At 73.4% G+C, this 21890-nt stretch carries 17 protein-coding genes; 10 read left to right on the forward strand and 7 right to left on the reverse strand.

Features of this window, described 5'->3' with window-relative positions; translation table 11 throughout:
* Positions 1-46 precede the first annotated feature (46 nt).
* Together STRNI_RS27520 and STRNI_RS27525 are read right to left on the reverse strand one after the other, a co-directional pair.
* A complete protein-coding gene (locus STRNI_RS27520; RefSeq protein ID WP_277413332.1) occupies positions 47-1063 on the reverse strand; it encodes a glutamate ABC transporter substrate-binding protein in 1017 nt (338 codons plus the stop codon).
* A 26-nt stretch (positions 1064-1089) separates the two neighbouring features.
* Positions 1090-2463, reverse strand: a complete 1374-nt coding sequence (locus STRNI_RS27525; protein ID WP_277412213.1) for a hypothetical protein — start codon at positions 2461-2463, stop codon at positions 1090-1092.
* A gap of 260 nt (positions 2464-2723) precedes the next feature.
* On the opposite strand from STRNI_RS27525, the gene STRNI_RS27530 reads away from it, so the two are divergent.
* Both STRNI_RS27530 and STRNI_RS27535 read left to right on the forward strand, forming a co-directional pair.
* Positions 2724-3416 carry a FadR/GntR family transcriptional regulator gene (locus STRNI_RS27530; RefSeq protein ID WP_018088303.1) on the forward strand — a complete coding sequence of 231 codons (693 nt, stop codon included), beginning with the start codon at positions 2724-2726 and terminating at the stop codon, positions 3414-3416.
* A gap of 165 nt (positions 3417-3581) precedes the next feature.
* Positions 3582-3935 (forward strand): hypothetical protein, encoded by a 354-nt coding sequence (locus STRNI_RS27535; RefSeq protein WP_277412214.1) that lies wholly within the window; start codon positions 3582-3584, stop codon positions 3933-3935.
* Between the two features lie 114 nt (positions 3936-4049).
* Here STRNI_RS27535 and STRNI_RS27540 read toward each other — a convergent pair whose 3' ends face one another.
* The 4 genes from STRNI_RS27540 to STRNI_RS27555 all read right to left on the reverse strand — a co-directional run bounded on the left by STRNI_RS27540 (position 4050) and on the right by STRNI_RS27555 (position 9267).
* Positions 4050-5048, reverse strand: coding sequence for an N-acetylglucosamine kinase (locus STRNI_RS27540; RefSeq protein ID WP_277412215.1), 999 nt, complete (start codon positions 5046-5048; stop codon positions 4050-4052).
* Positions 5039-6322, reverse strand: a complete 1284-nt coding sequence (locus STRNI_RS27545) for a 6-phospho-beta-glucosidase (RefSeq protein WP_414505666.1) — start codon at positions 6320-6322, stop codon at positions 5039-5041. The genes STRNI_RS27540 and STRNI_RS27545 overlap by 10 nt, the downstream gene beginning before the upstream one ends.
* Before the next feature lie 376 nt (positions 6323-6698).
* Positions 6699-7835, reverse strand: a complete 1137-nt coding sequence (locus STRNI_RS27550; RefSeq protein ID WP_277413333.1) for an ROK family transcriptional regulator — start codon at positions 7833-7835, stop codon at positions 6699-6701.
* A 343-nt stretch (positions 7836-8178) separates the two neighbouring features.
* On the reverse strand, positions 8179-9267 hold the full coding sequence (locus tag STRNI_RS27555) for a mechanosensitive ion channel family protein (RefSeq protein WP_174876392.1): 1089 nt from the start codon (positions 9265-9267) through the stop codon (positions 8179-8181).
* 290 nt (positions 9268-9557) lie between these two features.
* On the opposite strand from STRNI_RS27555, the gene STRNI_RS27560 reads away from it, so the two are divergent.
* Positions 9558-10094 carry an HNH endonuclease gene (locus tag STRNI_RS27560; RefSeq protein ID WP_018088296.1) on the forward strand — a complete coding sequence of 179 codons (537 nt, stop codon included), beginning with the start codon at positions 9558-9560 and terminating at the stop codon, positions 10092-10094.
* Positions 10095-10168: 74 nt separating this feature from the next.
* Here STRNI_RS27560 and STRNI_RS27565 read toward each other — a convergent pair whose 3' ends face one another.
* Positions 10169-13273 (reverse strand): glycoside hydrolase family 84 protein, encoded by a 3105-nt coding sequence (locus tag STRNI_RS27565; RefSeq protein WP_277412217.1) that lies wholly within the window; start codon positions 13271-13273, stop codon positions 10169-10171.
* 467 nt (positions 13274-13740) lie between these two features.
* On the opposite strand from STRNI_RS27565, the gene STRNI_RS27570 reads away from it, so the two are divergent.
* The 7 genes from STRNI_RS27570 (at position 13741) to alc (ending at position 21832) form a co-directional block, all read left to right on the forward strand.
* A complete protein-coding gene (locus STRNI_RS27570) occupies positions 13741-14010 on the forward strand; it encodes a hypothetical protein (RefSeq protein ID WP_026169402.1) in 270 nt (89 codons plus the stop codon).
* A gap of 6 nt (positions 14011-14016) precedes the next feature.
* The gene (malQ, locus tag STRNI_RS27575; protein ID WP_277412218.1) at positions 14017-16236 is read left to right on the forward strand and encodes a 4-alpha-glucanotransferase; all 2220 of its coding nucleotides are present in this window, start codon (positions 14017-14019) and stop codon (positions 16234-16236) included.
* 124 nt (positions 16237-16360) lie between these two features.
* Positions 16361-18031: an alpha-L-fucosidase gene (locus STRNI_RS27580; RefSeq protein ID WP_277412219.1), complete on the forward strand. Its 1671-nt coding sequence runs from the start codon at positions 16361-16363 to the stop codon at positions 18029-18031.
* A 68-nt stretch (positions 18032-18099) separates the two neighbouring features.
* The gene (locus tag STRNI_RS27585) at positions 18100-18348 is read left to right on the forward strand and encodes a hypothetical protein (protein WP_266442128.1); all 249 of its coding nucleotides are present in this window, start codon (positions 18100-18102) and stop codon (positions 18346-18348) included.
* 237 nt (positions 18349-18585) lie between these two features.
* Positions 18586-19566: an acyl-ACP desaturase gene (locus STRNI_RS27590; RefSeq protein ID WP_018088292.1), complete on the forward strand. Its 981-nt coding sequence runs from the start codon at positions 18586-18588 to the stop codon at positions 19564-19566.
* A gap of 64 nt (positions 19567-19630) precedes the next feature.
* Positions 19631-20596: a LysR family transcriptional regulator gene (locus tag STRNI_RS27595; protein ID WP_277412220.1), complete on the forward strand. Its 966-nt coding sequence runs from the start codon at positions 19631-19633 to the stop codon at positions 20594-20596.
* 90 nt (positions 20597-20686) lie between these two features.
* A complete protein-coding gene (gene alc / locus STRNI_RS27600; RefSeq protein WP_159488251.1) occupies positions 20687-21832 on the forward strand; it encodes an allantoicase in 1146 nt (381 codons plus the stop codon).
* Positions 21833-21890: the final 58 nt, after the last annotated feature.

Below are 21890 nucleotides of genomic sequence, written 5' to 3' on the forward strand. Positions count from 1 at the left end.
GCCCTTCCATGGGGCGATCAGCCGCGCACACCGCTCCTTGGGGCGATCAGTCGCTGTACTCCGGCGACGGCGGCCCCGATATGCCCGGCAGGTCGTCCTCCAGCCAGGTGCGGTACGCCCGCATCCAGCGGCTGTCCGCGCCCCCGTCGCCCCGGTAGTCGTCCAGGACCTTGTTGACCCGCCGCACCAGATCCGTGTCGCCCTTGTTCATCGCCACGCCGTACGGCTCGTCCGTGAACGGCTTGCCCTTCAGCTCCACCGCCGGATCCTGCGCCGCCTGCGCCGCGGCCAGCGCATTGTCCGTGACCACCGCATCCGCCTCACCCAGCTGCAGCCGCACCAGACAGTCGAGTTGATTGGGCACCGTCAGCACCTTCGCGCCGTGCCGCCGCGCCGACAGCTCGCTCTCACCCGTCGAACCCGCCGCCGTGCACACCCGCTTGCCGCGCAGCGAATCGTCGAACGCCGTGACCTTCGACGCCTTCGGGGCCAGCACCTGCTGCCCCGCCTGGAAATACGCCGTGGAGAACGCCACCTGTTCCTTCCGCGCACAGTTGATCGTCATCGTCCGCACCACCAGGTCGACCGTGCGCCGCTGCAGCGCCGGAATCCGCTGACTGGTCGGCACCGCCTTGAAGACCACCTTGGGGCGCGGCCCCAGGATGTCCTCGGCGACCGCCCGCGCCAGCTCGATGTCGAAGCCCTCCAGCTCGCCGGTCGCCGGATTGCGGTACCCCCACCGGTAGGTGTTCTGGTCGACCCCGACGACCAACTGGCCCTTCTCCTTGATCCGTGACACCGCCGCACCGTCGTCCGGCGACGGCCGCAGACTCTCCGCGGCGTTCCGCGCCGTGCACTTCGCGACGGCCGGCCGCCCGGCCCCCGGCCCGTACGCCCGGTGCGTCACCGCCGGCGCGGCCGCACCACCACGACCGGGCCCGTCCTCCCCGGCGCCACCGCCCAGCGACGGCACCAGCACCGCCGCGGCCGCCGCCATCACACACATCCCCGCCGCGACCGGCGCCAGAACGGCACGCAGATTCACCAGCCCTCGCGCGCGCATCCTCATGTCCCCCTCACCCGGCTCCCTCACCGGTACTCCGCCAGCCTGCGCCCGATCCCCAGCACCGCGCCCACCGCCGCCAGCCCCGCCAGCACCCCGGCCCCCACCGGCAGCCCGCCCAGCGCCGCACGCCCCCCGTCCGCCGCCGACCGGAACTCCGCCTGCTCGTGCACCAGCGCCCGCTGCAGCCCGGAAGCCACCCGGTCGAAGGACTCCCCGGTGGACCCCTTCGCACCGATCACCCCGTCCAGCGCCCGGTCGTAATCCCCCTTGTCGTCCGCCGCCCGCGCCTGCGCATGCCGCGCCTGCCACTGCCGGACCTGCGTCAGCGCATCCCGCACCGGACGCCGCCCGGCCTCGTCGTCCGCCAGCGCCAGCGCCGCCCCCAGCCTGCTCGTCGCCGGCGCCGCACCGCGCTCACCCGCACCCGCCAGATCCGTCATCCCCGAGCGGAAACCGGCCTCGTAGAAATCCTGCCGCCCGTCGGTCAGCACCGCACCCCGCGCCACCAGCGTCAGATTCTCGTTCCCCCGCGCCCGCAGCGCATCGATCCGCGCCTCGTTGAGCACCCGCAGCGACCGCGCCCCGTGCTCATACGACCCCGTCAGCCCCCCTCGCGCCACCGCATGCCCCGCCACCAGCCACATCAGCACCATCACGGACGCGGCCGTCGCGGCCAACAGGCCTTGGTTGAACACCCGGTTGGTCCGCCGGTAGTGCCGCCGCTGCGCCCACCCCAGCGCACCGAGCGCCACCACCCCGGACGCCAGCGCCCACCACGGCCACGCCTTGGCCGTGGAGTAGTCCGCGGCCAGCCGGTCCGTCTCCGCGTCGTACAACGCCCGTGCGGCCGGGAGGAGTTCCGTCCGCATCTGCTCATGCGCATAGCGCAGATACGCACCGCCCAGCGGCAGCCCCTGCCGGTTGTTGGCCCGCGCCGTCTCCACCAGCCCCGTATAGCGCGGCAGCCCGCCGTTGAGCTTCGTGATCTGTGCGCCCGCCCCCTCCGAACCCGCGCTGTTCGCCGACGCCTTGACCAGCAAGGAGGACGCCGTCGCGATATCGGCGGCATACCGGTCACGCGTCGCCCTGCTCTCCTCGCCACCGGCCAGGAAGCCCGCCGCGGCGGTCGTATCGGCATCCGCCAGCGAACGGTAGATGCTAGCCGCGTCCGCCGTCAGCGGCTGGCTGTGCTCCACCACATCGTCCGCGGCCGCCGCCCGGCCCGACACCTGCCAGGCCGTGACCGCACCGAACAGCACGACCAGCAGGGCCAGTACGGCACCGATCACCCGCAGCCGGCCCGGCTCGGTCGTCGCCGCGGCACGCAGCTCGTCCAGCCCCTCGGCCCAGGCCGTCCGGCGCTCCGCGGCAGGCGGCGACACGCTGCTGGTCGACACGGAACCTCCCCCTGGGGCGCTGACGGCGGGACCGGCCCCCGCGCACAGCGCCCGGGAGCGCTCACGAAAGGGACCGGTGCATGGGCAGCAGTATGTCCGCAGCCGCTGACACCCACACCGCGAATGCCCCGATCTTGTTCGGATCGCGACCCACGGACGGGCCCGCCGCACCACCGTGCGCCGCATTACAGTGGGCACAGAGTCATCAGACATCAGGTGATACCGGGCCCCGGATGTCGCGCCGAAGGGGGAGTGATCTCGTGCAGTCGGTCCGCAAGGGCAGGGTGTCGCTCGTGGAGACCGCGACCGACGAGATCCGCGGCCAGATCGTGAACGGCACCTGGCCGGTGGGCAGCCGCATCCCGCCCGAGAGCGCCCTCTCCGAAACCCTCGGGGTCAGCCGCGCCTCGGTCCGCGAAGCCGTCCGCTCCCTGGTGCACTCCGGCCTCCTGGAGCCCCGGCAGGGCGACGGCACGTTCGTGATCTCCGACGACGACAGCGCGGTCGCCCTCCGCCGCCGCCTCGAACGCGCCGAACTCAGCCATGTCACCCAGGTCCGCCAGGGCCTCGACGTGGTCGCCGCCCGCCAGGCCGCCACCCACCGTACGGACGCCCAACTCGCGGGCATCGAAGCCGCACTGGCCCGCCGCAAGGCCGCCCTCGCCGCGCACGACAGCGAGGCCTTCACCGCCGCCGACGCCGAGTTCCACGTCCTGGTCGCCGAGGCGAGCGACAACCCCGTCCTCGCCGACATCTACCGCTCCCTCAGCGCCGCCCTGCGCGAGGAACTCCGCCGCGCCGCCTGCCTGGACACCGCCACCGCGGCCCCCGCCGACCCGCACTCCCGCCTCACCGACGCCATCCGCGCCCAGGACCCCCAGGCCGCCGTGGACGCCGCCGTCCTCCTCCTGGCCGGCCACGTACGGGACCTCGCCCTCCCGCTCGACGACTGACCGGCCCCGCCGACCGCGCGCGCCCCACCTCCCCACGCCCCCCACTTCACTCCCACGCGCCGCTGCCCCACCCACCCACCTCCGACTACGCTGAGTGACGAAGTCGGGCCCCGCCTCACCCGATGAGCACGGGTCCACCGCCCCTGACGAATCGGAGGCAACGCCATGCGCCGGATCAGAAAACTCCTCGGCCCCCTCGCGGCCGCCACGACGGGCGGCGGTCCCCCCACCTCGGACAACACCCCTTCGGCCAGAGGCTTTCTGACCATCGGCGGTACGACCTATATCGACCCCCACGGCAGCTACCCCCTCGACCACCGCCTGGACGGCTCCGCCACACTCATCGTCAACGACACCGACCACTACGTCACTGTTGTTACGGAGTGCGACTGTTGTGGCCCGCCTGGACCGGAGGCCCGCCACACCGAAGCACCGGGCGACGCCCCCGGCCGGGACCTCGTCCTGGCCCCGGGCGAGCGCGCGGAGACATGGCGGGGGGACAGCGTGCGGGTGGGGTGAGGTGGGGGCGTAGACGGGGGCGAACGGGGGCTGGGGGAGGGTGGGGGCGGGGGAGGCCCCCAGAGGAGGCGGGAGGCACAGAACCCAGCGGCGGAGGCTCAGCCCCCAGCTCCCTCAGCGCCCCACCCCCCACCCCCCAAACCCCCGCACCCGCCCATAAGCCCTCGCCTCCGCTCCTGCCCGGTCCAAGGTGTCGAGGGCCGCGCCCAGTACCGGCGGGGCGGTCACCACATGCGGGACCGCCTTGGGGGCGCGGTCCGCGAGGAGTTGGGTGAGCTGGTCATGGAGGAGGGGGTGCCGGGAGGCAAGGACGCCGCCGCCCAGGATGACGGGGGTGGGTTCGCCGAGGAGGCCGAGGCGCTCCAGGGCGACGCCGGCCAGGAGGGCGATCTCCTCCGCCTGGCGGGTCACGAGGGCGCGGGCGATCCGGTCGCCGGAGGCGGCGGCGGCGAAGAGCACCGGGGGCAGTTCATGGCGGCGGTGGCCGGGGATGTCGTGCAGATGGAGTGCCTCGATCAGTTCCCGCATGGTGGTCAGGCCGAAATGAGCGGGCAGCGCGCGGGCCAGCTCGGTCGCCGCGCCGCGGCCGTCCTCGGCGCGGGCCGCGCACCACAGCGCCTCGTCGGCGAGGCATGAACCGCCGCCCCAGTCACCGGAGATCCGGCCGAGGGCCGGGAAGCGCGCGGTGGCACCGTCGCGTCCGAGCCCGGCGCAGTTGATGCCGGCCCCGCACACCACGGCGACGCCCACCGGCTCCCCGTCGTCCGGCAGCCCGGCCCGCAGCAGGGCGAAGGTGTCATTGCGCACGGTCACCGTGCGCGCCCACCCCCGTCCCGCGATCTCGGCGTTCAGCCGCGCCTCCTCGACGGGGAGGTCGGCGTTGGCGAGAAAGGCGGAGAGATGGCCGACGGGGCCGGCCGGCGCTCCGGCCCGCGCCAGGACGGATGCCACCAGCGGCGCCAGGACGTCGACCGCCCGCCCGGCGCCCACCGCCGGCGGCCGGAAACCGCCGCCCCGGGCCGTCGCGAGCACGTTGCCGTCCACGGCCACCAGCGCCACATCGGTCTTGCTGTTTCCCGCGTCGACGGCCAGCGCCGTGCAGGTCAGGCCCACGGGAGGTGCTCCCGGTTGTGCGCGATCAGCTCGTCGGTGAGCCGGTCCGCCTGGTCGAGCTGGCCGATGAGGGGGTGGGCGAGGAGGGCGGAGAAGACGGCGTTGCGCCCGTCGGCCCGGCCGGTGGTACGGCCGTCGCGGCCCAGCAGCGCCGCCTCCAGGGCGAGTTGTTCGTAGGCGGTGACATGGGCGATCAGTCCGGCGTAGCGCGGTTCCAGGGGGCGTACGGGGAGGGGCGCGGCGCCCGTCGAGTCCACCGTTGCGGGGACCTCGATCACCGCGTCGTCGGGGAGGAAGGGGAGGGTGCCGTCGTTGCGGGCGTTGACGATCTGGACGTCTCCGGTGTCGCCCAGCAACGACGAGGTCAGCGCCACCGCCGCCTCCGAGTAGAAGGCCCCGCCGCGCCGGGACAGAAGCTCCGGCTTCTCGTCGAGCGCCGGATCGCCGTAGAGGGTGAGCAGCTGCCGCTCCAGGGCGGCGACCTCCGCGGCGCGGGACGGTTTGCCGCGCAACTCCCGTACGACGGCGTCGTGTTGGTAGTAGTAGCGCAGATAGTAGGAGGGGATGGCGCCGAGGTGGTCGAGGAGGGCGCGGGGCATCCGGACCTTGCCGGCGAGGGTCTCGCCGTGTGCCGCCAGCAGCTCCGGGAGCACGTCCTTGCCCGCGACGCGTACGGACCGCTCCCAGGTGAGGTGGTTGAGGCCGATGTGCTCCAGCTCGACCTGCTCGGGGGTGACGCCCAGCAGGGTGGCGAAGGTGCGCTGGAAGCCGATGGCGACATTGCACAGTCCGACGGCCCTGTGGCCGTGGGTGAGCAGGGCCCGGGTGACGATGCCGACGGGGTTGGTGAAGTCGACGATCCAGGCCGCGGGGTTGCGGCGGCGTACCCGTTCGGCGATGTCGAGGACGACGGGGACGGTGCGCAGCGCCTTGGCGAGGCCGCCGGCGCCGGTGGTTTCCTGGCCGACGCAGCCGCACTCCAGCGGCCAGGTCTCGTCCTGGTTGCGGGCGGCCTGGCCGCCGATGCGCAGTTGCAGCAGCACGGCGTCGGCGCCGTCGGTACCGGCGTCCAGGTCGCCGGTCCAGGAGATCCGGCCCGGGTGCCCCTGCCGGGCGAAGATGCGCCGGGCCAGTCCGCCCACCAGCTCCAGCCGCTCCGTGTCCGGGTCGACGAGGACGAGTTCCTCCAGCGGCAGCAGATCACGCAGCCGGGCGAAACCGTCGATGAGTTCGGGGGTGTAGGTGGAGCCGCCGCCGACCACGGCGAGCTTGATACGAGGGCGGGGGGTGAGCCCCTGGGGAGACGTCATACAGGATCAGCCCTTCACTCCGGTGAGCGCGACGCCTTCGAAGAAGGCCTTCGGGACGAGCAACCCGGCGCCGGCCGGGGCCACGGAGAGCCGGACAGGTCTACCCACGAGCGGCATGGCGGACTTCCTTCACGGCAGGGGGAGTTGGGGAAGTGGCGCTGTTCTTCCTTGACGCGGTCGGCGGTCGGCGGTCGGCGGTGGGCGGTCGGCGGTCGGTGGCCGCTGGACGGTGGTGATCGGCGCCTCTGGCCGTTGGCGGGGGCGGGTGATGGATGGTGGGTGATCGTCGTCTCGGTGGTGGGGGCTGGTGGGGCCGGGGCGCCGTGCCCGATGGCGTCCGTCAGCCGGTGGGGAACACCGCGTCGCGCGTAGCGGCGAGTGCCGTCCGCAGTGCGCCGAGGAGGATCGGATTGCCTTCTGTGCGGCTGAGGCGCAGGACGGGGCGGGGGAGCGCGAGCCCGGTGAATTCCTCCTCGACCAGGGCGCGTAGCTCCTCCCCGCCGGCCTGGGCGACCTCGCCGGACAGCACGATCAGCTGGGGGTCGACGACCGCCACCACGGCGGCGAGCCCGGTCGCCAGCCGCCGCGCGACCTCGGCGCGCACCGCGTCGTGCGCCAGCGCCCCGGCGACCGTACGGACGTCGGGTGCCCCGTACTCCCGGGCCAGTTCGATGATGCTCGGCGCGCCGACGAGCCGCTGGAAGCCGCCCCCGGCGTCCGCCCGGGCGGCGCTGCGTTCGCCGCCCCGGGACAGCGGGGCGCCGGGCAGCGGCATATAGCCAATCTCGCCCGCGCCTCCGGTGGCGCCGCGCAGCAGCCGACCGCCCAGCACGAGGGCGGCGCCGACCCCTTCGTCCGCCCACACCAGGACGAAGTCGTCGACGTCCTGTGCGGCCCCGTCGTGATGCTCGGCGACCGCCGCCAGATTCACATCGTTCTCCAGGGTGACCGGCATGCCCAGCGCTTCGGCCAGCTCTTCCTCCAGTGCCCGCGAGTGCCAGTCCGGCAGATGGGGCGCGTAACGCAGCCGCCCGGTCCGCGGGTCCAGCGCGCCGGGTGTGCCGATCACCGCCCCGTGCAGCTGCCCGCGCCCCAGCCCGGCCTTGGCCAGCGCCCCGTCGACGGCCTGTGCGACCAGCTGCGCGGTCCGGTTCGGTGCGTCCTCGGCGACCGCGTCGGTGCCGACCCGTTCCTCGCCGAGCACCTGCCCGGTGATGTCGGCGACCGCGGCGGTGATCCCCTGCTGATCGACGGCGAGCGCGGCGACGTGCGCGGCCGTCGGATTGATCTCGTAGAGCTGCGCGTTGGGCCCCGGCCGTCCGGTCACATTGCCGGTGGTCCGCACCAGGCCCGCGGCCTCCAGCCGGGCCAGCAGCTGCGAGGCGGTGGGCTTCGACAGTCCGGTCAGTTCCCCGATCCGGGTACGGGTCAACGGGCCCTGCGACACCAGCAGATCGAGCGCGGCACGGTCGTTCATGGCCCGCAACACCCGCGGTGTCCCGGGGAGGCGCCGCACCGACTGTCCACCGGCCATGACCGTCACCCCGTTCACCGGCGGCCGGGACGACCGCGAGTCTCTGTGAAAACGTCTCTGTTAGGAAACTTTCCCATCGGTGTCTGGACGGTAGGCCGTGCTCCGGAGCGGCGTCAATGGGCCGAGCGGGGGAGCGGCTCAAGGAAGGGGAAGCCGGTCGCTCCGGCCGGCGAAAGGGGAAGAGAAGAGGGGCGCACCGACACCCGGTCGGTACGCCCCTCCCTTGTTACGGGAGCCCTCAGGCCGCTTCCCTTGTCACGGGAGCCCTCAGGCCGTTGCCACCCGCCTACTTCCCCAGCTTGGACGGCGACGCGATCGGGTTCGTCGCCAGGGACTGGGGGGACAGCGGGTTGTTGAGGGCCGAGGGGGCGGCCATACCGGCGGCGGGGTCGTTGGCCTCCGCCACCTCGTCCTCGGGGAGCGGGCGGGGGGCCAGGTGGACGCCGGCGGCGTCCAGGGCGTGCTTGATGCGCCAGCGCAGTTCGCGCTCCACGCCGAGGGCCTTGCCGGGCATGGTCTTGGCGGAGACGCTGATGGTGACCGTCTCCAGGTGCACCTCGCTCAGGCCGAGGACCTCCACCGGCTCCCACAGCTGCTCGTTCCAGGGCTCGGCCTTGGACATCTCCTGGCCGGCGGTGGTGATGGTGTCGCGGGCCCGCTCCAGGTCCTGGTTGGCGGCGATCACCACGTCGACGGCGGCCGTGGACCAGCCCTGGCTGAGGTTGCCGATCCGCTTGACCTCGCCGTTGCGGATGTACCAGATCGCGCCGTTGGGGCCGCGCAGCTTGGTGACGCGCAGGCCGACCTCGATGACCGTACCGGTGGCGACCCCGGCGTCGATCTCGTCGCCGACGCCGTACTGGTCCTCCAGGATCATGAAGACGCCGGAGAGGAAGTCGGTGACGAGGTTGCGGGCGCCGAAACCGATGGCGACACCGGCCACACCGGCGCTCGCCAGCAGCGGTGCAAGGTTGATCTTCAGGACGGAGAGCACCGTCAGGGCGGCCGTGCCCATGATCACGAAGGAGGCGACGCTGCGCAGCACCGAGCCGATGGCCTCGGAGCGCTGCCGGCGTCTCTCGGCGTTGACGAGCAGTCCGCCCAGCGCGGTGCCCTGGGCGGCGGCCGCGGTGCGGTTCATCCGCTCGATGAGCTTGGTGATGGTGCGGCGGATCACATGCCGCAGCACCACGGCGATCACGAGGATCAGCAAGATCTGCAGGCCGGACGTGAGCCACGTCCCCCAGTTCTCCTGCACCCATCCGGCGGCGTTGGTGGCCTTCTCCGTGGCGTCGTCGAGGGACGCCGGGCCGGATGAGCCGGGTGTGGCGGCGCTCAGGTGCGCGGCAGCGACCGGCGAAGCGGACCAGAACACAGTCGAACCTTCCGTGTGGGACAGCAGACCCGGGCCTCGGTGGGACCCCAGGGACCGGGCAGACCAACCACACTAACGGGGCAATGAGAACGGTCCGCGCTCTTGTTCGAACAGGCAGGTTTTGCGCGGGCGGGAAAGAGCGGGATCCGGACAGCGGTGCGCGGGGTGTGGTGGAAAACACCTCCGGCCCGTTACTCGGTCATGGTGGCGCTCCGACCAGGCAGCGGGGGACACTGTGGGGAGATCGTCCCGGCGCGAGCCACGCGCCGCCGGCGTACAAGGAGGCACCCGTGCCGCATGTCCTGGTCCTCAACGCGTCGTACGAGCCGCTCGGCGTCGTACCGCTCCGCCGCGCGCTCATCCTCGTACTCAATGAGAAGGCAGTCAGCCTTGAGGAGTCCGGCGCCCTGATGCACAGCGCGACCCGAGTCATCCCTGCTCCGAGCGTGGTCCGCTTGAAGAGGTTCGTGCGGGTGCCCTTTCGCGGCCCCGTGCCACTGACCCGCCGGGCGCTGTTCGCCCGTGACGGCGGGCGCTGTATGTACTGCGGTGGCGTCGCAACCAGCGTCGACCACGTCATCCCGCGCAGCCGCGGAGGTCAGCACACCTGGGAGAACGTCGTCGCCGCCTGCCGGCGCTGCAATCACGTCAAGGCCGACCGCCATGTCGCCGAGATCGGCTGGCGGCTGCGGCATCAGCCCGCCCCGCCGTCAGGACTGGCGTGGCGGATCATCGGTACGGGCCATCGCGACCCGCGCTGGCTGCCGTATTTGCAGCCGTACGGCGCGGATGACGCCCTGGCCCGGATCGACGCCGTATCGGCGTAGGTCCGGGTTTCTCCGTCCGGGGGCCCGTGGGGGGCGCGCTGTGTGCGCGGCTCCCGACGGCCCCCGGACGTCGTTCAGCGCTTGTCCTCGCCGCCAGACCTGTCCTTGCGGCCCGGCCCGTCCTCGCCGCCAGACCTGTCCTCGCCACCCGGCCTGTCCTGGTCGCCCGGCTCCGTCACCGCGTACGCCTCCACCGACCACAGTGAGTAGCCGAAGCGGGTGGCCCGCTTGTCGCCCTGGATGCGGACGAACCGGGCGTCCCTGGCGTCCATCCGGACGGACTCCCGGCCGCCCTTGCCGTCCCGGACCGTGGCCGCCGTACGCCAGGTGCGGCCGTCCGGGGAGACCTGGACGCGGTAGCCGGAGGCGTAGGCGTCCTGCCAGTTCAGGACGAGCCGGCCCAGGCGGGTCGGATGGGCCAGGGCGAACTGCAGCCAGGCACCGTCCTCGGCGGTGGACGACCAGCGGGTTCTGGGATCGCCGTCGGTGGCCGCCGAGGCCGGGAAATCGGGCGTCTCGTCGCCGGAGGAGGTGGCGACGGTGCCGCGTGCCAGGTCCTTGCCGCCGGTGGGCGGGTAGGTCCGCACCGTCAGCGTCTGCTCCGCGCCGCCGAAGTCCACCGGGATCTCGTACGTCCCGGAGCGGGCGTCCTCGGGGACATCGACCGTGATGCGGACCGTGGCGGTGCCGCCCCGTGGTGCGGTGACCTCCTTCGGGGCGTGCACGGTGAAGCCCTTGGGCGCCTTGACCGTCAGCTTCTCGTGGATGTCGCCGGGGCGGCGGGAGTAGATCAGGGCGTCCACCGTCGCACTGCCGCCGTTCTGGGCGTCCGCCTCCTTGCGGGACAGTTCGAGCCCGGCCGGCGGGGTGTCCTCGAACCAGGGGGTCAGCGCCTTCACGGACGGCGCCTTCGTGCCGTTCGCCCAGGTCAGCCGTACCGCGTCGGCGCGCAGCCGCGGGGTGCGCGACTCCGTCCAGCCGGTGACGGAGAGCCGGCCGAGGCGGCGCCAGCCCTCGCCGGGGACATGCGCCTCCAGGGACACGGCGCCCGCGGCGGGGCCCGGCTCGGTCAGGGCGGTGACCGCGGCCAGCCGGCGGGCCCGCTCGAAGGGCACGGTCAGCGACGTCGGGCCGTCGTCCTTCCCGTCGGGCCGGGGGGTCTCGTGGCGGGCGCCGGTCCAGGCGTCGGCCTCGGTCATCGCCCGCTCCAGGAACGGTGCGAGCACCCCCTTGCCGACCGTCGCCGGGCTGCGCCCGATCTCCTTGCGCAGCCGCTGCGCCGTGCGCTGCGCGGACCAGGCGGTGTCGCCGTCGTCGTGGGCCTGCGCCATCAGCGTGTCCACGGCGTGCACACCGGCGCTGCCGTAGCGGGCCAGCTGCTCGGCCCAGGGGCGGACCTCGGCGGCCAGATCCGCATGCAGGTCGTCGGGGGCGCTGCTCATGGTCCGGAACGCGTTCCGCAGCGCCCGGGCCGCCTTGGCGAGGTCCGCGTCCCGGCCGGGCCGGCCGTGGTTGGTCGCCGCCTCGCGGGCCGCCCAGAAGCGGTTGATCAGCACCCGCAGATACTTCGACTCGCTCCGGTCCAGCACCGAGGAGGAGTCGTTGCCGGCCAGCGCCCGCAGCGCGGCACGGGCCCGCGGATCGCCGCCCGCCAGATCGTCGACGGCCGCCTCCCAGGACTCCGCGGGGCGGTAGTTGCGGGGGTTCCACGCGTAGTCGGCGGCCGTGAACAGCGGGATACGGGAGGCGAGCGGCTGCTCCATGGCGTTGGCGAACAGCGCCGAGGAGCCGGTGGCGACGGCCGGCTCACGGCCCCGGTAGGGGCCGAGGAAGATCCGGTCCGGGGCGTAGTCGTTGACCGGGTAGTTGTCCATGGTCACCAGCGGGTGGCCGAACGCCTGGCGGGCGGTGGACAGTTCCCCGCCGGTGATGGTGCGCGGGACCACACCGACACCGGTCCAGGCCACCTCGACCCGGTCGCCGAGCTCATCGGACAGTGCGCTGCGGTACGCCGTCGAGCCGTCCTGGTAGTACTCGGTCGGCATCAGCGACAGCGGCGGGGCCTGCGGATGGCGCTCCGCGAGGTGCGCGGCGAGGGCGTTGGCGACGCGGGCCTGTGCCTTGGCCGCGGCCCGCGGGCCGGCGCCGAAGGTGTCCTGGTCGTCGTCGCAGTGCCATTCGCTGTAGCTGACGTCCTGGAACTGCAGCTGGAAGGACCGCACCCCCAGCGCCCACATCGCGTCCACCTTGCGCCGCAGCGCCCGCAGATCCTCCTCGGAGGAGAAGCACAGCGCCTGGCCGGGGGCGAGGGCCCAGCCCAGCGTGACGTGGTTGGCGCGGGCCCGCTCGGCCAGCGCCCGGAAGTCGGCGCGCTGCTCGGCCGGGTAGGGGTCGCGCCAGCGGGCCTGCCGGTACGGGTCGTCGCCGGGCGCGTACAGATAGTGGTTCTGCTTGGTGCGCCCCATGAAGTCCAGCTGGGCGAGCCGCTGCGGACGGCTCCACGGCTGCCCGAAGAACCCCTCGGTGGTGCCGCGCACGGCCGTACCGGGCCAGTCCCGCACGGTCACCGAGGCCAGCTGCCGTCCCCCGCCCACCCGTCGCCCGCCACCACCCCGGCCGGAATCGCTGCGCGATGCTTCCCCTTGATCGCGGTCCGTGACCAGCTGCCGCAGCGTCTGCGCGGCGTGGAAGAGACCGTCCGGGCCGACGCCGTCCAGGGCGACCGTGTCCCGGCCCGCGACCTGGCCCACGGCCAGCCGGTAGCCGCCGGAGGGCAGATCCCCGCGGGCCGGTGCCCGCAGCGCCCGCAGCGCGTCCGCGGCCTGCTCGCCGCCTACCCGGATCACCGGTCCGGCCGCGGGCAGCCGGTCGCCGGGCGCCAGAGTCCGGACGGTGTGCACCCCGGCGTCGCGCAGCAGCCCGCGCAGCACGTCCAGCGCGTACGGATCGGTGTCCGGCGCCGCCACCAGTGCCGCCTCGCCGGAGAGGGGCACGGCGGCGCCGAGCTCCTGCATCGACTGGGGGCGCGGCCAGACGGCGGGCGTTCGCCCCGCCCCGGCCGGCCGGTCCGGCTGCTCGGGCGTGCCGATGGCGGGGTCCGCGGGCGCGGCCTGGGCGCCCGGCGCCCCGCCGAGCAGACCCCCGATGACCGCGGCGGCCAGTGCGGTGGTCCCCGCCACCCGCGCGCGGGCACCCGCGCCGCTTCCCCTGCCGCCCCTACCGATTTTTCCGACGCTCCATACGCCCCGGCCTCGCACGGCTGCTCCTCGTCCCCGTCCATCGCTTACCGGTCTGCACCGGCGCCCCGTTTTCCCCGCCGATGCCCGTTCGGACAGACCTTCGGCCGTGAGCCCACCATTGTGGCGGTGAGGGTGTCAACCAGGCCATGGCGGGGTCCTGGACGGGGGTGTACGGACGGGTACGTACGGTGTTGCAGGAGGGGTGCACGGGGGGCCGCCGGTCCGCAGAACTTTCGTCGCGGGGCCCGCTTTCTGCGCGTTCTCTGCGCCTGTCGGTGTCCGCCGCAGTGAAATCGCCTGCGTGGGGGATAATGAGACGTGGGTCACGTTTCGTGAGCAGATACGTCTGCGAACGTGTCGAGTGGGTAGGGCCCACGTGTCCCACTACCGATGAACGGGAGGCCCTCGTGGCCGCATCCGCTCAACTGCTCCTCGACGCCCTGTCCTCCAAACCGGGAGGTGCGACGATGGAGCCCGACATCTTCGACGGGGTGTCCGACCCCGATTCCGGCCTCGACGGCTCCGGCTCCTACAGCTTCGTCGAGCCGCCCCTGACCAGCGAGCCCCCGCTCGCCGACGCCGCGCCACTGACCAGCGAGGTCCCGATCGCCGCCGAGCTGCCGCTGACCAGCGAGCCGACGGCCGCGGGCATGGGTACGGAGTCCATGGAGGTCTGAGGACCCATGGGCCGCGCGCGGCTCGCCCGGCTGCACGGCGTCGCCACGTCGTACGCACCCTCGCCGGGCAAGAGCGTCCAGACCGCCGACGACACCGTCGTCGCCGTACTCGCCGCACTCGGGGTCGACGCCTCGACCCCGCACGCCGTACGCACCGCCCTGGCCGCGTACGAGGACGGCGCGGGCCGTGCCCTGCTTCCCCGCACCGTCGTCGCCCGCCCTGACCGGCCACCCGACCTCACGGGTCTCCCCGAAGGCACCGTCCTCCGGGTCGAGACCGAAGGCGGGGGGACGGCGGACCTGGGGGCGCCCGATCCGGCGGCGCTCACCCGGCTGCCCCTGGGCATCCATGTGCTGGAGGCCCAAACCCCCGGCGGCCGGACCGCCCGCGCCCCATTGATCGTCGCGCCCGACCGGGTGCCCGCACCGCCCGGCCGCAGCCACGGCTTTCTGGTGCAGCTCTACTCGCTGCTGTCCCGGCGGTCCTGGGGCATGGGCGACCTCGGGGACCTCGCCGATCTCGCGGCCTGGTCCGGGCGCGCCCTGGGCACCGGCTTCGTCCAGCTCAACCCGCTGCATGCGGCCGTCCCCGGCCCGCCCACCGACCCGTCGCCCTACCGGCCCTCCTCGCGCCGCTTCCCCGACCCGGTCCATCTGCGGATCGAACACATCCCGGAGTACGCCGACCTCGCCGGCACCGCGCGCTTACGGGCCGACGAGCTGGCCGCCCGCGCCCATACGCTCCGTTCCGAGGTGCTCGAAGGGGGCGCGCTGATCGACCGGGACGCCGTCTGGGCGCTCAAGCGGGAGGCGCTGGAGCTGCTGTGGGCGGTCCCGCTCAGCCCGGGCCGGCGGGCCGCGTACTGCGACTTCCTCGCCGAGCAGGGCCAGGCGCTGGAGGACCACGCCACCTGGTGCGCGATCGCCGAGCGGCACGGGCCGGACTGGCGCGGCTGGCCCGACGGGCTGCGCGATCCACGGTCCCCGGGCACCGCCCGGCTGCGGCACCGGCTGCTGGACCGGATCGACTTCCACTGCCGGCTGGCCTGGCTCACCGACCAGCAGCTGGCCGCCGCCCAACGGGCCGCGCGGGACGCCGGGATGGCCATCGGGCTGGTGCACGACCTCGCCGTCGGTGTCCATCCCTCCGGCGCCGACACCTGGGCGCAGCAGGACGCCTTCGCCGCCGGGATGTCCATCGGGGCACCACCGGACGCCTTCAACGCCCGCGGCCAGGACTGGGGCCTGCCGCCCTGGCGCCCCGACGCGCTGGCCGCCGCGGGCTACGCCCCCTACCGGGAGCTGCTGCGCGGACTGCTGCGGCACGCCGGTGCGCTGCGGATCGACCATGTGATGGGGCTGTTCCGGCTGTGGTGGGTCCCGGAGGGCCGGCCGCCGACGGAGGGCGCCTACGTCCGCTACGACGGTGAGGCGATGCTCTCCGTGCTGGCCCTGGAGGCGCAGCGGGCCGGTGCCGCGGTGATCGGCGAGGACCTGGGCACGGTCGAGCCGGGCGTCCGCGATGCGCTCGCCGCCCGGGGTGTGCTGGGGACGTCGGTGCTGTGGTTCGAACGGGACTACGGGGGCGGGGAGCGGGATGCGGCGCCGCGGGCCGAAGCGGCGGAAGCGGCGGAAGCGGCGGACGGCCCCGGCGCGGCCAGGGCGCCGGAGGCCGTGCCCGACGGGTCCGGCAGGGGCCCGGCGGGCGAGGGAGGCGCGGCCCGGGAAGCCGCCCCCGGGCCCGGCGCCGCCGCCCGCATCCTGGCGCCCGGCGAATGGCGCAGCGGCTGTCTCGCCACCGTCACCACCCACGATCTGCCGACCACCGCGGCCCGGCTGACCGGTGCGGATGTCGCGCTGCGCGAACGGCTCGGGCTGCTCGCCGGCCCGCCGGAGCGGGAGCGGTCCCGGGCCACCTATGAACTCGCCGAATGGATGGGGGAGTTGGTGCGGCGCGGACTGCTGCCCGAGGGGCAGGGCGACGAGGAGGCGGCGGTCAAGGCCGTGCACCGCTTCCTGCTGCGCACCCCGGCGCGGATGGTCGGCGTCTGGCTGCCCGACGCGGTGGGGGACCGGCGCCCGCAGAACCTCCCCGGGACATGGGATGAATACCCCAACTGGCGCCTGCCGATCGCCGACCCCGACGGCCGACCGCACACCCTGGAAGAGCTGGCCGCCTCACCCCGACTGCACGCGCTGATGCGGGAGTTGTCGGACGACCGCTAGACGCACCCCGGCGCCGGTCGCCACACACCCCCTTCCGGTACCTCGCACCGTCCGGCACCATGCCGTGGACACCATCCAGACATCCGACCATTGGCCCAGCGTGGTCGGCGAGTTGGAGGGAACCATGGCACTTCGCAGCACCCGGCGGACGCTGTGCGCGCTCGCGCTCACCGCGGCCGCCGCGCTCGCCCCCGTCCAGAGCTCCCTGGCCCGGTCGCCGTCGAGCGCCCCCGCCGGCCCCTGCGACCGGCCCGTGCGCCCCGCCTCCCAGATGGCCGTCGAACCCTGCGACACCCCGGCCCGGATCATCGACAAGGCCGCCCACATCGTTCCCACCAAGGGCCAACTCGCCTGGCAGCAACGGGAGGTCACCGCCTTCACGCACTTCGGTATGAACACCTTCACGGACCGCGAATGGGGCTCCGGCGCCGAGGACGAGAAGCTGTTCAGGCCCTCCCGTATCGACGCCGGCCAGTGGATGCGCGCGTACAAGGCGGCCGGCGCCGAGCAGGTGATGCTGACCGCCAAGCACCACGACGGCTTCGTGCTCTACCCGAGCCGCTACACCCCGCACTCCGTCGCCGCCAGTCCCGGCAGCCCGGATGTCGTGGGCGCGTACGTCAAGGCCGCCCGCCGGGCCGGGCTGAAGGTCGGCATCTACCTCTCGCCCTCCGACGGCGCCGAACTCCCGCACGCCTGGCACGCACGGTGGGTCGCGGAGATCCGCAAGAAGCAGCAGGAGGGCATCCCGCTCAGCCTGCCCGAGCGGGTCGCCCTGGAGGACGGTGACCGGGCGCCCCGTGGCCTGGGCCGCTTCGGCAACGGCAGCGAGGTCGCCGAGCGCACCATCCCCACCCTCGTCCCCGGCGACGACCGTGCCGCCGCGGTCCGCAGCGGCGCGCTGCCCGCCTTCCGGGTCCGGGCGGACGACTACGACGCCTACTTCCTCAACCAGGTCTACGAACTGTTCACCCGCTACGGCCCGCTCGACGAACTGTGGCTGGACGGCGCGAACCCCTGGTCGGACGCCGGGATCACGCAGAAGTACCACGTCGCCGAGTGGTTCCGGATGATTCACCGGCTCTCCCCGGACACCGTCGTCTTCGCCGGGCCGCAGGGCGCCCGCTGGGTCGGCAACGAGAACGGCATCGCCCGCGAGACGGAGTGGAGCGTCACCCCGTCCGCCGACGATCCCTGGACCGTGATGGCCGGCGGACTGCCGAACGACTCCACCGACCCGGACATCGGCTCCCGCGCCAAGCTCCTGGCGCCCACCACCAAGTACCTCCAGTGGTACCCGGCCGAGGCCGATGTCTCGTTGCGCCCCGGCTGGTTCCACCACCCCGGCGAACGCCCCAAGACGCCGGCGCAGCTGATGGATCTTTACGAGAAGAGCGTGGGCCGCAACGCCTCGCTGCTGCTGAACGTCCCGCCCGCCAGGGACGGCCGGATCGCCGCCGAGGACGTCGCCTCGCTCACCGCCTTCGGGACCGCCGTGCGTGAGACCTACGGCACGGATCTGCGGACGGCCGGGCCCGGGCCCTGGACCTTCGACCGGATCGGGATCGCCGAGGACATCCGGCACGGCCAGCGGGTCGAGCGGTTCACCGTCCGGGCGCGGACCGGCGGCGCCTGGACGACGCTCGCGCACGGCACCACCATCGGGCACCGGCGGATCCTCGCGCTCCCATGGCCGGTGACCGCGGACGCCGTACGGGTCGTCGTCGAGGAGTCCCGCGGGCCGGGCCGGGTGGCACCGGTCACGCTGCACCGCAGCCGGGCCGCCGGCGGCTGAGCCCGCGGGGCCGCCGGTTGTGCCACCCCGGGCGCGCGCGGCGCAGAGGCGTCCGATACGTTGACTTCGTGAGCAACAAGGTCAATAAGAATGTCCTGCGCGCCGGAACCATCACCGCCGGCACCGCGCTGATGCTGCTGATGTCGTCCCCCGCGTTTGCGCTCACCCGCGACGATGGTGACGACCCGGGTCCGGGTCTGAGCGTGATCGAGACGCTCGGCCTCTTCGTCGCTTTGCCCATCGTTCTCTTCCTGGTCATCGCCGGGCTGGTCATGGTGGGCGACAAGTCCCCCAAGAAGGCCGGCTCCAAGGTCTGACACCGGGCACCAGTGACGCCTCAAGGGCGCCCATCGGTTACAAGAACCGATGGGCGCCCTTTGTCGTACCCGGATATTTCCGCAGGTGGAAAAGGGGTTGCGAGGCGGCTATCGCGCGATTTTCGGCCGGTTTGCGCGAGGGCTGTGTTTAACCGGCCCTAACCTACGATGACGTAACCTACGCAGCCGTAGGTCAAACCTACGGACCCGTAGGTCATCGTCCCCAGGAGTTCCCCCGTGACCATCGCCCCTGCCCGCCATAACGGAGAGCTCGGCCAGGCCGCCTGGAGCGACGCCCAGCTGCTCTACGCGCTCGAAGAGGTCGTCGAGAAGGAACTCAACCGCCATCTGAAGATCGCCAAGGAGTGGATGCCCCACGAGTACGTACCGTGGAGCGACGGGCGCAACTTCCCCGGACCGCTGGACGGCGAGGCCTGGGAGCCCGAGCAGTCCAAGGTCAGCGACATCGGCCGGATCGCCCTGGTGGTGAACCTCCTCACCGAGGACAACCTCCCCAGCTACCACCACGAGATCGCCACCCTCTTCGGCCGCGACGGCGCCTGGGGCACCTGGGTGCACCGCTGGACCGCCGAGGAGGGCCGCCACGGCATCGTGATGCGCGACTACCTGCTCACCAGCCGGGCCGTCGACCCGGACGAGCTGGAGCGGTTCCGCATGGCCCACATGTCGGAGGGCTTCGAGTCCGACAACTCGCACAGCATGCTGCACTCGGTGGCGTACGTCGCCTTCCAGGAGCTGGCCACCCGCATCTCGCACCGCAACACCGGCCACCACTCCGGTGACCCGGTCTGCGACCGGATGCTGGCCCGGATCGCCACCGACGAGAACCTCCACATGGTCTTCTACCGCAACCTCCTCGGTGCGGCCTTCGAGATGGCGCCCGACCAGACGATGTGCGCGGTGCGCGATGTCGTCACCGGCTTCCGGATGCCCGGCCACGGGATGCCCGGCTTCGAGCGGTCCGCCGCCCGGATGGCCATCGGCGGGATCTACAACCTGCGGATCCACCACGACGATGTGCTGCAGCCGGTGCTGCGCTACCTGAAGGTGCTGGAGATCGGCGGACTGGGTCCGGCCGGGCTGGCGGCGCAGGAGGAGCTGGGCCTGTTCATGGACGGCCTGGACGGCCAGGCGCGGAAGTTCGACGAGCGCCAGGCCGCCATCCTCGCCCGCCGCGAGGCCAACCGCCGGGCCTGACCCGGACGGCTCCCCGCTGCCGTGGTCAGCGGTGACCGCGGCGGCGGGTGCGTACGCTTCCCGCATGGCCGACTGGGACCTCAAGAAGCTGCGCATCCTGCGCACCCTCCACGAGCTGGGCACGGTCACCGCGACCGCCGAGGCGCTGCACATGACGCCCTCGGCGGTCTCCCAGCAGCTGACCGGGCTGGCCAAGGCGCTCGGGGTGACGCTGCTGGAGGCCCACGGCCGGCGGGTGCGGCTGACCGACGCCGCCCAGCTGGTGCTGCGGCACGCGGAGGCGGTCTTCGCCCAGCTGGAGCGCGCCGACGCGGAGCTGCTCGGCTACCTCCAGGGCGAGGCCGGCCAGGTGCGGGTCGGGGCGTTCTCCACCGCCATTCCCGCGCTGGTGGTCCCCGCCGTACAGGAGCTGCGCCGCAGCCACCCGGGGCTGTCGGTCGCCGTACGGGAGGCCGAGGCGGAGGCCGCGTACGAGCTGCTGGCGGAGGGCAGCGTCGATCTGGCGCTGTCGCTGGCCGCGCACGCCCCCACCCCGCGCGACCCCAAGTTCAGCCGGGGCGCGCTGCTCGCCGACCCGCTGGACGTGGCGCTGCCGGCCGGTCATCCGCTGGCCGCCGAACCGGGGCTGCGGCTGGCCGATCTGTCGGGCGAGCCCTGGATCTTCGGCAGCAGCGGACCCTGGTCGCAGATCACCACCACCGCCTGCGAGAACGCCGGGTTCGTGCCCGAGCAGGCACATGCCGCCGCCGACTGGAGCGCGATCTGGGCGATGGTCGCGGCGGGGATGGGGGTGGCGCTGGTGCCCCGGATGGCCATGGCGGGCGGCGTCGGCGCGGGCCGCGGCGTACGGGAGCGCGGCAGTGACGGGGTCGCGCTGCGGGTGCTGCACGCGGACCAGCCGCGCCGCCATGTGATCGCCGCCGCCCGGCGCGGCTCCGAGGGGGCGCCGGGGCTGGCCCGGGTGCTGGCCGCGCTGCGGCAGGCGGCCGCCGCGCAGCCGCCGGGAGAGGAAACCGTTCAGTCCAGCTGAACGTATTCCTCAAAAACTTTCGATGGACCTGTGGGGTGGTCCGCTGCGACCGTGAAGCGGTCCGCACCTCCCCACCATCGAAGGGCAACGATGACCGCCAACCCGGCCGCCGACACCACTGATCCGCACGCCAACGACGCCAACCCGTACGGCGGCGGAGACCCCTACGCCGACTACCGCGGCGGGGACTTCCCCTTCACCTCGCTCGTCGACCTCGCCGACCGCCGCCTCGGTGCCGGTGTGATCGCCGCGAACGACGAGTTCTTCGCCGAGCGCGAGAATCTGCTGAAGCCGGCTCCGGCGGTCTTCGACCCCGAGCACTTCGGCCACAAGGGCAAGATCATGGACGGCTGGGAGACCCGGCGCCGCCGCGGCACCGACGGCGACCACCCCTTCCCCACCGACGACGACCACGACTGGGCGCTGATCCGGCTCGCCGCCCCTGGCGTGATCCGCGGCATCGTCGTCGACACCGCCCACTTCCGCGGCAACTACCCCCAGCAGGTCTCCGTCGAGGCCACCTCGCTGCCCGGCAGCCCCGGCCCCGAGGAGCTGCTCGCCGACGAGGTGAAGTGGGAGGAGCTGGTGCCGCGCACCCCCGTCCGCGGCCACGCCGCCAACGGCTTCGAGGTCACCGTCGAGCGCCGCTTCACGCATCTGCGGCTCAAGCAGCACCCCGACGGCGGCATAGCCCGCCTCCGGGTCCACGGCGAGGTCGTGCCGGACCCGGCGTGGCTCGATGTGCTCGGCACCCTCGACCTGGCCTCCGTGCTGCACGGCGGCACCGTCGAGGACGCCTCCGACCGCTTCTACTCCTCGCCCGCCCAGATCATCCGGCCCGATCTCTCCCGCAAGATGGACGACGGCTGGGAGAACCGCCGCCGCCGGGTCAAGGGCACCCACGACTGGGTGCGCTTCCGTCTCGCCGCGCAGGGCGAGATCCGGGCGGTGGAGATCGACACCGCCTACCTCAAGGGCAACTCCGCGGGCTGGGCCGCCCTGTCCGGGTGCAACGGCGACCCGGCCGACGAGGCCTCCTGGTTCGAGATCCTGCCGAAGACGAAGCTCCAGCCCGACACCCCGCACCGCTTCGCCCTGCCGGCGGCCGTCACCGCCACCCACGTACGGCTGGACGTCTTCCCCGACGGCGGCCTCGCCCGGATGCGACTGCACGGCGACCTCACCGAGGCCGGCCGCGCCGCACTCGGCCGCCGCTTCGACGCGCTGGGCGGCTGAGCCGCACCCCCGTTTTCCGCCGGACCCCGCCGGAGGGGGACGGGGCCCGGCGGACCCC

It is taken from the genome of Streptomyces nigrescens (assembly GCF_027626975.1).
In the GTDB taxonomy this organism is placed as follows: domain Bacteria; phylum Actinomycetota; class Actinomycetes; order Streptomycetales; family Streptomycetaceae; genus Streptomyces; species Streptomyces nigrescens.